Annotated in this window: 15 protein-coding genes; 5 read left to right on the top strand and 10 right to left on the bottom strand. The window is 45.8% G+C overall.

Translation table 11 applies throughout. From position 1 onward, the window contains the following. Positions 1-49 precede the first annotated feature (49 nt). A complete protein-coding gene (locus HW988_RS13875) occupies positions 50-559 on the bottom strand; it encodes a hypothetical protein (protein ID WP_181604822.1) in 510 nt (169 codons plus the stop codon). Positions 560-823: 264 nt separating this feature from the next. Between HW988_RS13875 and HW988_RS13870 the strand changes: the two genes are divergently transcribed. Beyond that, positions 824-2,332, top strand: coding sequence for a phosphatidylserine/phosphatidylglycerophosphate/cardiolipin synthase family protein (locus tag HW988_RS13870; RefSeq protein ID WP_181604821.1), 1,509 nt, complete (start codon positions 824-826; stop codon positions 2,330-2,332). A 24-nt stretch (positions 2,333-2,356) separates the two neighbouring features. On the opposite strand, the gene HW988_RS13865 is transcribed toward HW988_RS13870, so the two are convergent. From HW988_RS13865 to nrdR, 7 genes are all read right to left on the bottom strand, one after another. Continuing rightward, positions 2,357-4,123, bottom strand: a complete 1,767-nt coding sequence (locus tag HW988_RS13865; RefSeq protein WP_220128746.1) for a hypothetical protein — start codon at positions 4,121-4,123, stop codon at positions 2,357-2,359. Positions 4,124-4,201: 78 nt separating this feature from the next. After that, entirely contained in the window at positions 4,202-4,591 is a 390-nt protein-coding gene (locus HW988_RS13860; protein WP_220128745.1) for a hypothetical protein, read from the bottom strand. A 107-nt stretch (positions 4,592-4,698) separates the two neighbouring features. Then, on the bottom strand, positions 4,699-5,544 hold the full coding sequence (locus tag HW988_RS13855) for a pyruvate, water dikinase regulatory protein (RefSeq protein ID WP_142701102.1): 846 nt from the start codon (positions 5,542-5,544) through the stop codon (positions 4,699-4,701). Positions 5,545-5,550: 6 nt separating this feature from the next. Continuing rightward, positions 5,551-6,108 carry a GTP cyclohydrolase gene (locus tag HW988_RS13850; RefSeq protein WP_181604818.1) on the bottom strand — a complete coding sequence of 186 codons (558 nt, stop codon included), beginning with the start codon at positions 6,106-6,108 and terminating at the stop codon, positions 5,551-5,553. Positions 6,109-6,152: 44 nt separating this feature from the next. Beyond that, the gene (locus HW988_RS13845) at positions 6,153-6,605 is read right to left on the bottom strand and encodes a hypothetical protein (RefSeq protein WP_181604817.1); all 453 of its coding nucleotides are present in this window, start codon (positions 6,603-6,605) and stop codon (positions 6,153-6,155) included. Next, the gene (gene nusB / locus HW988_RS13840; protein ID WP_181604816.1) at positions 6,605-7,012 is read right to left on the bottom strand and encodes a transcription antitermination factor NusB; all 408 of its coding nucleotides are present in this window, start codon (positions 7,010-7,012) and stop codon (positions 6,605-6,607) included. Before nusB ends, HW988_RS13845 begins: the two co-directional genes overlap by 1 nt. After that, on the bottom strand, positions 6,951-7,535 hold the full coding sequence (gene nrdR, locus HW988_RS13835) for a transcriptional regulator NrdR (protein WP_088616822.1): 585 nt from the start codon (positions 7,533-7,535) through the stop codon (positions 6,951-6,953). The genes nusB and nrdR overlap by 62 nt, the downstream gene beginning before the upstream one ends. 160 nt (positions 7,536-7,695) lie before the next feature. Here nrdR and HW988_RS13830 point away from each other — a divergent pair, with 160 nt between their 5' ends. From HW988_RS13830 to HW988_RS13815, 4 genes are all read left to right on the top strand, one after another. After that, a complete protein-coding gene (locus tag HW988_RS13830) occupies positions 7,696-8,358 on the top strand; it encodes a hypothetical protein (protein WP_181604815.1) in 663 nt (220 codons plus the stop codon). Beyond that, positions 8,355-9,548, top strand: coding sequence for an RsmB/NOP family class I SAM-dependent RNA methyltransferase (locus HW988_RS13825; protein WP_181604814.1), 1,194 nt, complete (start codon positions 8,355-8,357; stop codon positions 9,546-9,548). The genes HW988_RS13830 and HW988_RS13825 overlap by 4 nt, the downstream gene beginning before the upstream one ends. Before the next feature lie 86 nt (positions 9,549-9,634). Beyond that, positions 9,635-10,216 (top strand): hypothetical protein, encoded by a 582-nt coding sequence (locus tag HW988_RS13820; protein WP_181604813.1) that lies wholly within the window; start codon positions 9,635-9,637, stop codon positions 10,214-10,216. A 61-nt stretch (positions 10,217-10,277) separates the two neighbouring features. Then, positions 10,278-10,958, top strand: coding sequence for a hypothetical protein (locus HW988_RS13815; protein WP_181604812.1), 681 nt, complete (start codon positions 10,278-10,280; stop codon positions 10,956-10,958). On the opposite strand, the gene HW988_RS13810 is transcribed toward HW988_RS13815, so the two are convergent. Both HW988_RS13810 and HW988_RS13805 read right to left on the bottom strand, forming a co-directional pair. Beyond that, positions 10,955-11,794, bottom strand: a complete 840-nt coding sequence (locus HW988_RS13810) for a trypsin-like serine protease (protein WP_181604811.1) — start codon at positions 11,792-11,794, stop codon at positions 10,955-10,957. The two genes, HW988_RS13815 and HW988_RS13810, sit on opposite strands and share 4 nt — an antisense overlap. A gap of 33 nt (positions 11,795-11,827) precedes the next feature. Next, the gene (locus HW988_RS13805; protein ID WP_255490023.1) at positions 11,828-12,595 is read right to left on the bottom strand and encodes a hypothetical protein; all 768 of its coding nucleotides are present in this window, start codon (positions 12,593-12,595) and stop codon (positions 11,828-11,830) included. Positions 12,596-12,671: the final 76 nt, after the last annotated feature.

The raw sequence follows: 12,671 nt of genomic DNA, 5'->3' as shown, positions 1-12,671 counted from the left end.
GAAAATAGAAGTTTAAGAGCGAGGGGTGGTCTCCTCGCTCTTTTTTTTCTTACTCTAAGCCTGGAGCTGGTGTTGGACCATGAGTGATAGTTTCAAGTTCCATGTGAGTTTTTGTACCTTCGGTGACGTTGGTGATTTCTTTTTTTATCAAACCAAATGGAACGTCGCCCATCCAAGTTTTGATAATACGGCCATCATCGGCCGTCACCGTCATGCGACAGGCATTGTAAGTGCCGGTTGTTACCGTCACGTCTTCCATCGTACCGCCTTTTTCCGCGCATTTCGCCATCAACATCGCCCACTCGTCGGGATTCCAAAGGTATGAAGCCATATATTCTTCAGTTGTTGTCTGATCACCTTTGGTCATGTCGAATTTGACGGTCCATTTGTGGGCCGCCAAATCCCACTTAGTGACTTCTTTGGTGGCAGTAATTGGAGTGCTGGTGCCATCTAATTTATCTTCCGCACCTTTCCAAGATACCTTGTCACCCACAGTAGGGTAGGCGAATGCAAAAGATGATGAAAGTAGGACCGCTGCGGCTATCACTTTGGAAAACATAATGACCTCCTGTCATTGGGTTGTTGATCAAAACGGTCACAGCATCGCATAGTGATTTTTAAATTTCCTTATGTATTCAGTCGTCCCTGCGATCAAACACCACCCATCAAAGACTTGAACTGTTAAGTCTTTGAACACCCTTGAAAATTATGCCTAGGCCCCCAGATTATTACCCGTCAGCTGCTGTGAGTTTGCAATGAAATGGCCGTCAAATTGCATAGTTGGAGATGAATTTCCTGCGCGTTCCCTATAACGGAGGTCTTGGTGAAAACAAGTCTGTATTTAATGACTGCAGTTATGATTGTCGCGAGCACAGCCACGGCTTCTCGTAACATGAAGGACTCCGAGGGTGTTTATCGCCGTCGCACGGAACCTCAACAAGTAACGCTGATTGATAGTGGTATCGCCGCTTTGAAAAAGCGCTTGGATATGATTGAAAATGCCAAGAAATCGATCGAGATGGAATACTTCATTTACAGCATCGATTCAGCGGGCCGTTTGATCACGGATGCTTTGATTCGTAAAGCCCGTCAGGGTGTTAAAGTCCGTGTTATCGTTGATACCTCTTTGCCGATCTTTGAGTTGAATAAATACTATGCTTCTGTTTTGAAAGAGGCCGGGATCGAAGTTCACTACTATAATCCGGCGGTCTTGGTTCGTGTCGTTACCGTTCAATTCCGTAGTCACAGAAAAACTTTGATCGTGGATGGAATCGAAGGAATCACCGGTGGTCGTAATATCGCCGATGAATACTTTGATTTAAGTTCAGAGTATAATTTTTTGGATACGGATATCGTAGTGAAGGGTTCCATCGTTAAAGACATGCTGACAAGCTTTGAAGAATTCTGGAATGCCGAGATCACAGAAAATGCACCGATCGTGCGTGAGCCGCAACCTGAAGATTTCTATGGGATCACCAAAGAAACGATGAATGATCCCAACACGCTTCATGATAAAGACGCTCGTATCAGTGTCAGTCGTTATCATGCCGACAAGTATTACTATGACAAGGGTTCGGAAAAAGCTGCAGCCTTCAAAAAACTGACAGCAGAAGACTTGAAAAATCGCCGCTATGTTGACACCTTTGGGGCGCAAATGTTGGCGAAGCAAGCTAGTGGCATTTGTAATGACATGATTTTTGCGGCGGACTTTCCAGGCATGGGTGAAAAGACCCGCGTTCTTCGTAAGCAGTTGGCTGTTGAAACCAGTCTTGCGGAAAAGAAAGTCTTTATCGAGTCGCCGTATTTCGTAGTGAAAAAAGAGATCTCATCTATTTTGCATGATCTGCTTCGCCGTAACATTGAAATCAATGTTGTTTCGAACAGCTTGTATTCAACGGATGCGTTTTATACCCAGGCGATCTTTGACACCCGTATTCGTCGTTGGACGGAGTTGGGTGTGAATGTTTGGATGCACAAAGGTCACGTTAATCAAAACGTTTATCCTTTGATTCCAGAGGCACGTTCCGCAAGATGGGGGACGCATTCCAAGCGCGCGGTTATCGACGATAAAACGATCATCGTTGGTACGTTTAACATGGACCCGCGTTCAACCAATATCAATGCCGAGATGGCGCTGATCTGTCGTGACAATCCTAAGCTTGCGTTGGCTTTGCAAAATAATATCAAGGAGCATATCGCTTCTTCGGCGAAGTTAAACCGCGCTGGTTTCAGAGAAGACGGGCAACCGATGCATGAAAATGTACCGGTCTCTAAGAAAGTACTATTCTGGATGACGCTGCCCTTGGCCAGCGTCCTGGATTTCCTGCTGTAATTATCGAGTTTGAGTATCCGGAGCCTAACCGGCTTGATGTTCTCTATTAATTTTATCATTCAGTTCTTCGGGGGAGAGAGCGGGTGTTTTAAAGAGTTCATTTATTCGTTTATCCAGTTGATTCTGATAGATTTTAAGCCCTTCTTTGTGTGCGTAAGGCTCCGCTGCCATTTTTTTCACTTCCGCTCTGAGTTGCGGTTCGTATTTAGTCAGCTCTTTTTGGCCGGCGGTTCGTACAAGATCGTCAGCTTCAACGTATTTCTGGTAAACTTGGGTGATTTCTTTTTGACGGGCTTCTCTTATTTGAGCACTGTCATTTGCGGTTTCACTATTTTGAAGGGCCTGAAGTTTTGTGTACAAATCTTCTTTCTTTTCTACCATCGCCTTGAATTCTGGGTTTTTCTCAAAAACCATTTTGATAGCGGCTTTATCGATATTTCGGTAGGCGCGTACACGCTCGTAAGTATATCTGTGGTTGGAAATGCCTTTGCTAGACATGCCTTGCAGCCCGTTTTCAGCCCAAGGGGCTTTCTCATTCGCAGACGGCTCTACCCAGCCAAATGGAACTTGAAGATTGCCTAAAGTATTATTTAGCGAATTATAGCCTTCCATTAATGCCCAGAGCTCCGGAGTGTCGGGGGATTCGACTTTCGTTCTTTCCATTAGTAGATCAGCAGAGTTTTTAAGTTTATTCAAAATTTCCTGGCGGGTCATTTTACTGATATCACCCCAGAGCATTTCTTTCGGCATATTAAGCTGGTTTACTAATTCATTATATCGACTGAATAGTTGGGGATACACTCGGGTTAAGTTGTCTTTAACATTTTGAAAATGAATCAAGCGGATCAATATGTCAGGAGATGGAGTATCTGGAGCTAGTTGTCCTTCGTGAATTTCTGCACAATGACGCGAATCCTGAAGTTTGTTATAGGCCGTCCGCAGTTCACTGTTCCCTGTGTTTTTGGGTGGATTTGCGCATTTTTGATCTTCGGCTTTTAGATAGCACTCATAGGCGGGTTTGACAGCTTCAAGAGTTCCCGCGCAAAGTTTTTTTGCGTCCTTCAGGTTGAGGGCAAATTTGTTACTGGCAAAATTATCATCTACGCAAAGAGAGGCATTGAGAAGGTTCGTGCCATCCAATCCCTGTAAGGCTTTTTTTAGTTCATTGGCGTCTTTAATAGCGGTTAATTTTTTTTCTTTGATCAGAACATCTGAAAGATAATCCCAGTTTGCAGGTTTGTCGCCAAGTGGAGCAATCCCATCGTACCCTGCGATGAGTTCGACGTTTGGGAGAGTTTTCTTCCAGTAAGAGGTCAGGCTTCCAATATTCGCGGTATAACAACCCCAAAGCATCATGGAACGAACTTCATCACCCACCGGAGCATTTTGAGCAAAGGCTTCGGCAATATCTTTATCATTGAGTAATCCCTGGCTGCCGCCGAAATGTCCGTTCCCATCATGTCCCGAGATAATGACCGAGCTTAGTTTTGAGCCATTTTTTTTCAATACCGCCAGTTGGCTGCTCAGATTTTCAGAGGAGACATAATTTGGTGACTTCATCTGTTTTTCAACGAGATTAGTGCGAGCTTGAATGGCATCGCCGCAGTCTTTTCCGGGTGACTTGTTGCAAATAGTTCGAGCGTTATTTGTCGCTTGATCAATTTGTCGTCGAAGTTCTTTATCTTGGGCGGTCTGCTTTTGGGGGTCGGGTATAACAATTAACTTTTCGTGACGGGCAATCGCCGCTTTTTGAGCCGCTTCAATTTCTTTAGGACTGTTGTTAACATCCACGAATAAAATATCCGCTTGAGCGCTCAACGAACAAAGATAAATAAATCCCGCAGCAAGGGCCCCCAAGGAGTTCATAGTCTATTTACTCGTCTTCAAAAGTATTTGCAGTTGCTGCAAAGATGCAGGTGGAAGTGTGGGATATTTGGAGCGCAAAATGGCAAGCGAGTTTTTTGAGGCGCGCAGGACCAGAATATCTTTTTCAAGATGATCCCAGCTGGCCACGTACTTTATCAAACCAGCTTGAGATAGATACATGTCGCGTTGACCAGGATTCAGAACAGCGGCTTCTTGTTGTGAAGCGTTCACAGGTCCGTCCAATTGCTCTTTTGGAAAGTCTTCGGAATAAACGGTGTAATTGAATGTCTGACTGGGTTTTCTTTTTTCGTCTTTTTTCTTTTCAGTGGTTTTCGCGAATGCGGTGAAAGACAGAAAGGAGAAAATATAAACACACATACAAATCCGACGCATGGAAAGTCCTCGCATATTTTTCAATATGTTTAGGATATCAATATATGAATTAATTCAAAATGCATGAGGACATCTCTCTAGACTATCGACGGAGCAATTCTCGGTCTCTAAAAGATCACGCTGTCTGGGAGTCCCAGGCGGGCAGCGATGATACGCACGATCTCGCTAGCTGTTTCCTCAAGGGCGCGTTCGGTAACATTGAAAACGGGCCAGCGGCGGTTTTGCTTAAAGATCTTTTCAGCAAATTCGATTTCTTTGGCGATATGGGACATCGAAGCGTATTCGCCACCAGGATCCTGGCCGAATTTTTCCAAACGGCTTTTACGAATTCTTTGCAGCGACTCCATGTCGATGATGAGCCCGACCACGCGGCGCTGATCGACTTTGAACAACTCCTCTGGAAGAGGAGCATTCAAAACCAGAGGCACGTTGGCCACTTTCCAACCCTTATGGCTTAAGAAAATTGACAGGGGAGTTTTACTGGTACGGGAGATCCCCACCAGCACGATGTCGGCTTTATCAAGTTCGGCAAACGTTTTGCCGTCATCGTGTTTCACCGTATATTCGATTGCTTCGATGCGTTTGAAATAACGTTCATCCACGGCACGCAAGGCGCCCACATGGGATTCCGAGTGCTCGCCAAAGAAAGTATCTAATGTTGAAAGCAAAGGTCCTAACAAGTCAAAGTGCGGAATGCCTTTGCTGGAGGCAAAATCACGGATCTTGTTACGCAAAGAAGGGCTCGCAACAGTGTAGGCCAGCATCCCGCGGCGTTCGAAACATTCTTCGACCACAGCTTCAGCTTGGGTTTCCGTGCGCACATTCTTACTGCGAATGATGTTGATGTCTTTATTGGAGTACTGAACCAAAGCGGCGCGGATCATGGTCGCCGCTGTTTCCCCGGTACTGTCTGAAAGAATATAGATCGTGTAGGGTTTTGCTTCAGTCGTCATGGAATCCTAGTCGGCAAAGCCGTTGATTAAAGCCCGACGAACACTGTCCGTGTGCGACTGCAACCAGATATCCGGCAAAGTAGAGAACAGAATGAAAGAAAAGTCCGGAGTTACTTTAATCAGCAAGCACGTCGTTTTATTTTCGGGATCCAGGTGCTGCAAATTCGTTTTGCGCAAGATCGCAGAGGCATCTGTTTTCATCCACGCCATCAAATGTGCGTTAGGAATACTTAGCGAAGACTTTGCATTGTTTTTGAAAAGTTCAGAAACACCTTTGTGAAAGAAAGCTTGAGCTTTCCAGTCACCATCATGATTTTCCAGCAGAATGCCTGCTTGAAACAACATCGCCAGGCGAGAGAACACCACGATCGCACGATCGATGTGATCTTCCGGTAAACCTTGAGAAAGTCCACGAATCAAAGCCTCATCACGGGAAGCTTCGAATTCAGTTTGCACGCGTTCGCGCTCTTCTGATTGGGGATCGAAATCGTTTTCCAGAAATGATTGAAGGCGTTTTTGAAAAGTGGAAATTTTAGAAACTAGAGCTTGTGATAGACGTTCCATGTGATGCAATCCTCTTACCTTCATTGTGAAGGCAGGAGAGAGGATTAATCAAGCACGACAGTGAAATCCTGATTGCTATGATGCTTCACCCAGGCTTGCTGGAAGTTCCCAGTACTTTGTCCAGGTGGCAGGAAAACGCGCAAAGTAGGCTGTTGTAAACCACTCCAAACGCGAAAGATTGATTCTGTCCAAGCACCGATATTGTCATTCCAAGGCACAACCACAACCCACTTGTTGGGAAGCAGGGTCTCGGAAGCAATCATCATCGGGGCTGCAGCAGCCACCGGGCGATAGAATTTGCTCAATTCAGTTTCTTTGATCACGTCATTTAAGAATCCAGGCACGTTGGCGCTGGTATGACGGGAGGATTTGCACAATTGGAAATTCAAGTACCAATCAAGCTTGCTGGTCCATTGTGATTTCCCAAGTTGCGGCACGACCCAAAGATCAGATCCCGGGTTTAAAGCGCCAGCTTGGGAAAGCACATTGACTGCCATTAGTGTACCTTGCTCACTTGATCCAAAAGCCCATTCACGAAGCTTGCAGAGTCAGACGTGCCGTACTTTTTAGCGATTTCAACCGCTTCATTGATGGCGATGTTTTCTTTGATAGGATCAGCCGAGAATTTCATTTCCCAAACGGCGATACGCAAAATATTGCGATCGATCGTGGCCATACGCTCGACTTTCCAGTGCGCGCTGGACGCTTGGATTTTAGAATCTACGGCGGCCTTGTTTTCCTGAACACCTTTGATCAAAAGATCGGCGTAAGAGATCGTCTCAGCGTCGTAAGATTCTTCGAAAACATCCATGAATGTGCGAACGCTGATTGTCGGCGTGAACTCAGTTTGGAACAGGATTTGGAGTGCGAGCTCCCGGGCTTGGCGTCTTGCTGTCAGTTTCATGATTTGGCTTTTTCTCGCTTTCAACAAAGTTCATCGCTGTAAGGCTTAATTGTGGATTACTTGCATCGACAAAATCAAGCAGTTCAGCGTCTTCAAGAGTCTCAACAAATTCCTGGACGTCTTTAAAGGTACGATAAACACTCGCGAAACGAACATAAGCCACGTCATCAAGCTGTTTCAGTTCCGCCATCACCTTTTTGCCTAAGAGGCGAGAGCTGACTTCAGATTCGCCACGGTTGACGATCCAAGCTGCAATTCGCTCTACCACGGCATCGATTTGCGCGACACTGACAGGACGTTTTTGAGTCGCTGCGGATAGGCCCTTCAGAATTTTTTCTTTGCTGAATGGTTCGCGGCGACCGTCTTTTTTAATGATATATGGGAGGGCGATCATGATTGTTTCAACTGTCGAAAAACGAGCTTTGCACTCAAGGCATTCGCGACGGCGACGGATGCTGCCATCTTTCTGCACTCGCGTATCTAAAACTCTGTCATCGGCATGGCCACAAAAAGGGCATTTCATAGTCTTTGGTCCCGTCCCAAAAGGTTATGCGGAGATTAGGTATCGCCCCTCTCAGAGTCAATGCCTCCAGCCTATTGACCATATGCATCATTTTACACTGCAATGAGTTCCGCTCAGGGCCCAAATTTGGCTATGATAATGGCTGAGAACGAGGTGACTTATGAAGAACGTTTTTTCCGTATTTTTGCCCCTATTGCTTCCAATCTCTCTGTTTGCATCTAATGCCTCGGCACAGCAACCCGTCGTAGGCCGTGATGCCGCATCGAAATATTTTCAAAAAGACAATCAGGATGACAACACCACGTATGTGGGTGGTGGAAACTCCCAAAGCACTTTTAATGGTTCCAGCGACCACTATCTGGCAATTCATTATGCCCGCTATATGGCTTCGCAATCCTATGACTGGGGTAAAAACGGTCAACAGGACGACGTGGGAAAAAACAACTTCGGCGTCACCTACCGTGTGGGGGAGTGGTACAACTCGATGGATTTGAATATTCGTATGGAGTATTCGGACTACAATGTGTCTGACGAAAATACGAGCAAGATCTCCTTTTTGCCTGTGATCACTTTTCCTGATGCAAACTCTCGTTTCCCTTTGTACTTCGGTGCGGGAGCGGGGTTGGGCATCTTTATGAAGCAAACCAACTCCAAGTCGGCACTGACTTTGGATTATCAATTGATCGCGGGTGCACGCTTTTTCAATGTCTTTGAAAACACTGGATTCTTCCTTGAGGCTGGGTTAAGAAATTCCCTGTTTTTGCTCTCTTCCGGGCAAATTAATGGAACCTTTTTAGCCGCTGGCTTGGTATTTACATTTTGAAAATTCACAGACATCTCGCAGAGGCCGTTGTTAATGGTTTAGAAGAAATCTTCGACCAAAACAAATACGCCGATAAAGTCATTCAATACAATCTTAAGGGACACTCCAAGTGGGGTTCCCGCGATCGCAAATTTTTTGCGGAAACTGTTTACGAAGTTGTCCGCTGGTACCGCTTGCTGGAGTTCATGGGACAAAGCGGGGACATGTGGCGTATCGTGGGTATTCAGTGGTTGCGAATGGGCTTCGATCTTCCACCTGATTGGGAAGAATTCGAAGGTTTGAATTACGATTTCATCAAAGCTCGCGAAAAAGAGGCTCAGGAAAAATTCCCGGTCGCTCAATCCATTCCTGATTGGATGGATGCCCGCGGTCGTCAGGAATTGGGCGATGTTTGGGAAAAAGTAGTGAAGGCTTTGAATAAGCCCGCGGAAGTTTTTATGCGCGTGAATGCTTTGAAATTCACTCCGGATCAAGTGATCGAAGAACTTAAAAAAGCCGAGATCGAAGCTTTGCCGGTTTCTCCGGATCTTCCTTATGCCTTGAAATTAAAAGAACGTCGCAACGTCTTCATCACTGAGGCTTTCCGCAAAGGTATGTTCGAAGTTCAAGATGCGGCTTCGCAAATGGTTGTGCCGATGCTTGACGTGCAACCGGGGCAACGTGTGGTTGATGCGTGTGCGGGTGCCGGTGGTAAATCACTTCACATCGCTTCTTTGATGAAAAACAAAGGCCGCATTATTTCTATGGATATCCACGAGTGGAAACTTCAAGAGTTGAAAGTGCGTGCGCGCCGCAATGGCATCGACATTATCGAAACTCGCGTGATTGATTCCAGCAAGGTGATCAAGCGCCTGCATGGTGAAGCGGATCGCGTGTTGTTGGATGTTCCTTGTTCAGGCATGGGGGTTTTGCGTCGTAATCCTGATTCCAAATGGAAACTCAGCGAAGATGAAATCACTCGTCTGCAAACACTGCAGTATGAGTTGCTGACGTCTTATTCCAAAATGACGAAAAAAGGTGGCAAAATGGTTTATGCCACTTGCAGCTTATTCCCTTCAGAAAACGAAAAGCAAATCGCACGCTTTATGAGTGAACATGGCGAGGAGTGGTCGTTGGAAAAAGAGATCCACCTTCGTCCAGACCGTGAAGGATTCGACGGCTTCTATGCCGCACTTTTGATCAAGAAATAACTCGACCAAGATCGGGAGATTTCTAATCCTGATTAAGTGTGCTTAATAAATTTCAGTCAAGATCTTGTGATTCCGATCAGAATGATATGAAGACCTCAGCGTTTATTATCATTCTGATTCTTTTTATGGTGGCTCCGCACGCTCGCGCTGAGTTCATGTTAGACATTGCAGGCTCTTATATTTCTGAAAATACTAGCTCCACTGATGTTAGAGACGATGCGACAAAATACTATTACAATGTGACGGGCTATTTGCACCTTTCCAAAAAATGGTGGGCGGGTTGGAGTTATCTGGGCATCAGTATGTCAGGTAATTCGAACGCGACAGGTTCCACAGTACCGACTTCTTTTCAAACATCAGATACCGGTCCCGCAGTAAAATTTATTTTTGGCAAAAGCGATGCCTTCAGCCTAATTGCTAATTTCAATGTTTTGGCTAAAGGGACTTATAAGAACGTCGTGTCGAATAATAATGAAGCATGGCAGGGTACGAGTTACATGGTCGGCTTCAACGTGATGCCGGAAATTAAATCCGGATTCCGAATGGGAGTTGGCCTTAATTACTATCACGCAGCTTATTCTAAAAAAACTGTCGATGGAACCGAGACGTCAGAAGCAAATACGAAGACGTGGTTGTTTCCAACTCTTACCCTCAGCAAAGAGTGGTAATAAACTTCACTTGCTAAAGCGAAATCTCTTGATAGAAGTGCTCCACCTTTAGGAGGTTTCTATGATTCGTGTCTTTGCAATCATCGCTCTTTCTGTTGTTCTTTCCTCTCTGTCCTTTGCGCAAACTCAGCAGCGTTCAAAGGAATTTTTCGAAATTAAGAATGTCATTGTTCGGGATGTGACTGACGAAAATTCTCAGTCTGCTTTGCAGAATCAAAGTGCCTGCAATATTCCTGCGGCGGCTTGGAATCTGCAGTCCCTGGGGGAAGTCGTGAACATCGGAAAAACTGTGTGGGAGATCATTCAGGCAGGAAAGCCCGTGACGAATTCCAAGTTTGATACGGCCAATGCTTTGCCTTCAGGAGTGAAGTGCTGGACTGATTTGCAAGGTTGGAGTACTCCCCAATACAGAACCTATAATGTGCAATACAAAAATGGATTCGATATGGTTGTCGTGGATTTCACTTACCGAGTGATGTACTCCACGAATGGCAGCGTGAATGGGTTGGGTCGTTATATTGCGAATGCGACGATTCTGCCCGCAGATCTGTCAGTGGCGTGGGGTTTTGAATTCAACGTTCAGGCAAATATTCCTGCCGTCACAAATATTGGGACCACGAAAAATCCCATCGCAGCCATGCAGATGAACTTGCACTGGACGCTGGATTCGGCAGTCAGCCATCAAGAATCCACTCAAAGTTATTTTGTGACGGGGGAAGGTGTTTTCGAAGCTTTGAACTAAAGACCTAAAGTCTTGCGCATCCGAGGGCTGATCTTCATCGCAAAAGAGTTCACGGTAAAAAACAGGTGTCCCGATTTCATTTCACTCTGGCGGAGAATTGAATTGCTGATGCCCAGTTGCATCAGCTCGCCCTGCTTGTTGTAACAAAGAAAAGGACCACCAGAATCTCCCGCTAGCAAGGAAACCCCTTGCATCGTGGACTCGATGGACGTGGCGGCCATTTCATCGACTCGTGGTTTGGCGTAACCTGGATCGGGCATGGTGCTTTCGAAAACATTGTCAAAGCGATAGGCTTCCATTGCGATCTGAACAATCGGCACCCAGGCAGAAAGTTGGACTCCTGCAGTTCCCGATTTATTAATTCCATATCCTGAAAGCAGGCAAGGACGGGTGCCATCAAACTCAGAATCCAAGCCGATTTTTAGCGGCGCGATGGAAAACTTTCGATCGAGTTTGATCAAAGCCTGATCAAGTTCCGTGTCGACGCTGGTAAATTTCCCCAAAGAGGTTTCTTTAAAGGAAACATTCTGCACAACCACGTTTCCTTTGCCCGTTTTTACCGTGACGATGTTTTGCGGATCAAAACCTTGATATCCGCAGCCGACTTCGACTCTTGCAGAAGGTCCGACGACACAGTGGTTAGCGGTTAAGACCAGATCAGGACGAATCAGGGAGCCGCTGCAGATGGAGTTTATGCCTTGATCATTGATCATGATGCGACAGATGTTGTCGCCTTTGAAATCTACGATGTTTCCCGGATTTGAGATGACGGCCCAGCTTGGCGCAGCCCAAAGGAGTGTTGTCATGAATGCCCAGGAAAGAACGTGTGTCTTCATAGGCAGGGAAATACCGGAAGCAGGTTCCGAAGTCTAAAAGAAAAGTTTAATACCTGACCGAATTCCGGTACGTTCGGTATTTACTTCATCCGTTCCCCCGGGGGCTTTAATTTTCTGTTTCTCTCGAACCCACGAACCAAAGATTCGAAGCGCTTTAAAGTCAATAAAAACGCTCGCCTCGAACAGGTCCTCGTTGACGTCGCCCAGTTGATCATTGCTCACGGGCATATAGTATCTGTATTTACCATCCAAACCGAAATACTTCGTCAGATACATTTGCAAATCAGCCTGAGCAAATTGCTGTGAAAGTTTGGTGACGGTGGTACCGGTCATATCCCTTGTGCGCAGACCATATGAAAAAGTCAGACCGGTATTTTGTAAGGAATTTCCCAGCACTCTCAGATTAAAAAGTCCCGCAAGATCCGAATAGTTTTCGTTGGTATTGTTCGAATACTCGGCGCCCACTCCCACAAATTGGGCATAAGCTGCTAACTCCCCATTGATCACCGAATATGCGGAATCTGCGACGGAGCCATCACTAAGATGTTTGTCATACGACAGATATCCACCGCCCAGCATGAATTCATAGGGGGAGGGGCTGTTTAAGGAAAGCCATTGATCCATCATGCGATTTTTATCTTTGATCGCTAACCAATCGGTCAAAGACCAGCGGCCGGCCTCACGTTTGGTGGCCCGTTGGGTCCAATCGAATCCGTTGCTCCACTTGGAGGCTGTTTGTGCCTCAGAATGAAGGGAAAACAAGATAATGCATGACAGAAGTAAATATGAAAATCTGGACATGCCCCTATTTTCTCGCTTTATTAGGACCGAGTCTAAAATTTTCCCTGTTGAGACACAGGATGAGACACAAATATGA

The sequence above is a fragment of the Bdellovibrio sp. KM01 genome, assembly GCF_013752535.1.
Lineage (GTDB): Bacteria > Bdellovibrionota > Bdellovibrionia > Bdellovibrionales > Bdellovibrionaceae > Bdellovibrio.
Note: the sequence above shows the minus strand (reverse complement) of the source record. Positions and strands in the feature narration are given on the sequence as shown.

Excerpts from the sequence above, each read along its gene's own strand:
- HW988_RS13875 (WP_181604822.1), bottom strand. The coding sequence starts at position 559 with ATGTTTTCCAAAGTGATAGCCGCAGCGGTCCTACTTTCATCATCTTTT.
- HW988_RS13855 (WP_142701102.1), bottom strand. The coding sequence starts at position 5,544 with ATGACGACTGAAGCAAAACCCTACACGATCTATATTCTTTCAGACAGT.
- HW988_RS13820 (WP_181604813.1), top strand. The coding sequence starts at position 9,635 with ATGAAGACCTCAGCGTTTATTATCATTCTGATTCTTTTTATGGTGGCT.
- HW988_RS13830 (WP_181604815.1), top strand. The coding sequence starts at position 7,696 with ATGAAGAACGTTTTTTCCGTATTTTTGCCCCTATTGCTTCCAATCTCT.
- HW988_RS13860 (WP_220128745.1), bottom strand. The coding sequence starts at position 4,591 with ATGCGTCGGATTTGTATGTGTGTTTATATTTTCTCCTTTCTGTCTTTC.
- nusB (WP_181604816.1), bottom strand. The coding sequence starts at position 7,012 with ATGAAACTGACAGCAAGACGCCAAGCCCGGGAGCTCGCACTCCAAATC.
- HW988_RS13805 (WP_255490023.1), bottom strand. The coding sequence starts at position 12,595 with ATGTCCAGATTTTCATATTTACTTCTGTCATGCATTATCTTGTTTTCC.
- HW988_RS13850 (WP_181604818.1), bottom strand. The coding sequence starts at position 6,108 with ATGGAACGTCTATCACAAGCTCTAGTTTCTAAAATTTCCACTTTTCAA.
- HW988_RS13845 (WP_181604817.1), bottom strand. The coding sequence starts at position 6,605 with ATGGCAGTCAATGTGCTTTCCCAAGCTGGCGCTTTAAACCCGGGATCT.
- HW988_RS13810 (WP_181604811.1), bottom strand. The coding sequence starts at position 11,794 with ATGAAGACACACGTTCTTTCCTGGGCATTCATGACAACACTCCTTTGG.
- HW988_RS13815 (WP_181604812.1), top strand. The coding sequence starts at position 10,278 with ATGATTCGTGTCTTTGCAATCATCGCTCTTTCTGTTGTTCTTTCCTCT.
- nrdR (WP_088616822.1), bottom strand. The coding sequence starts at position 7,535 with ATGAAATGCCCTTTTTGTGGCCATGCCGATGACAGAGTTTTAGATACG.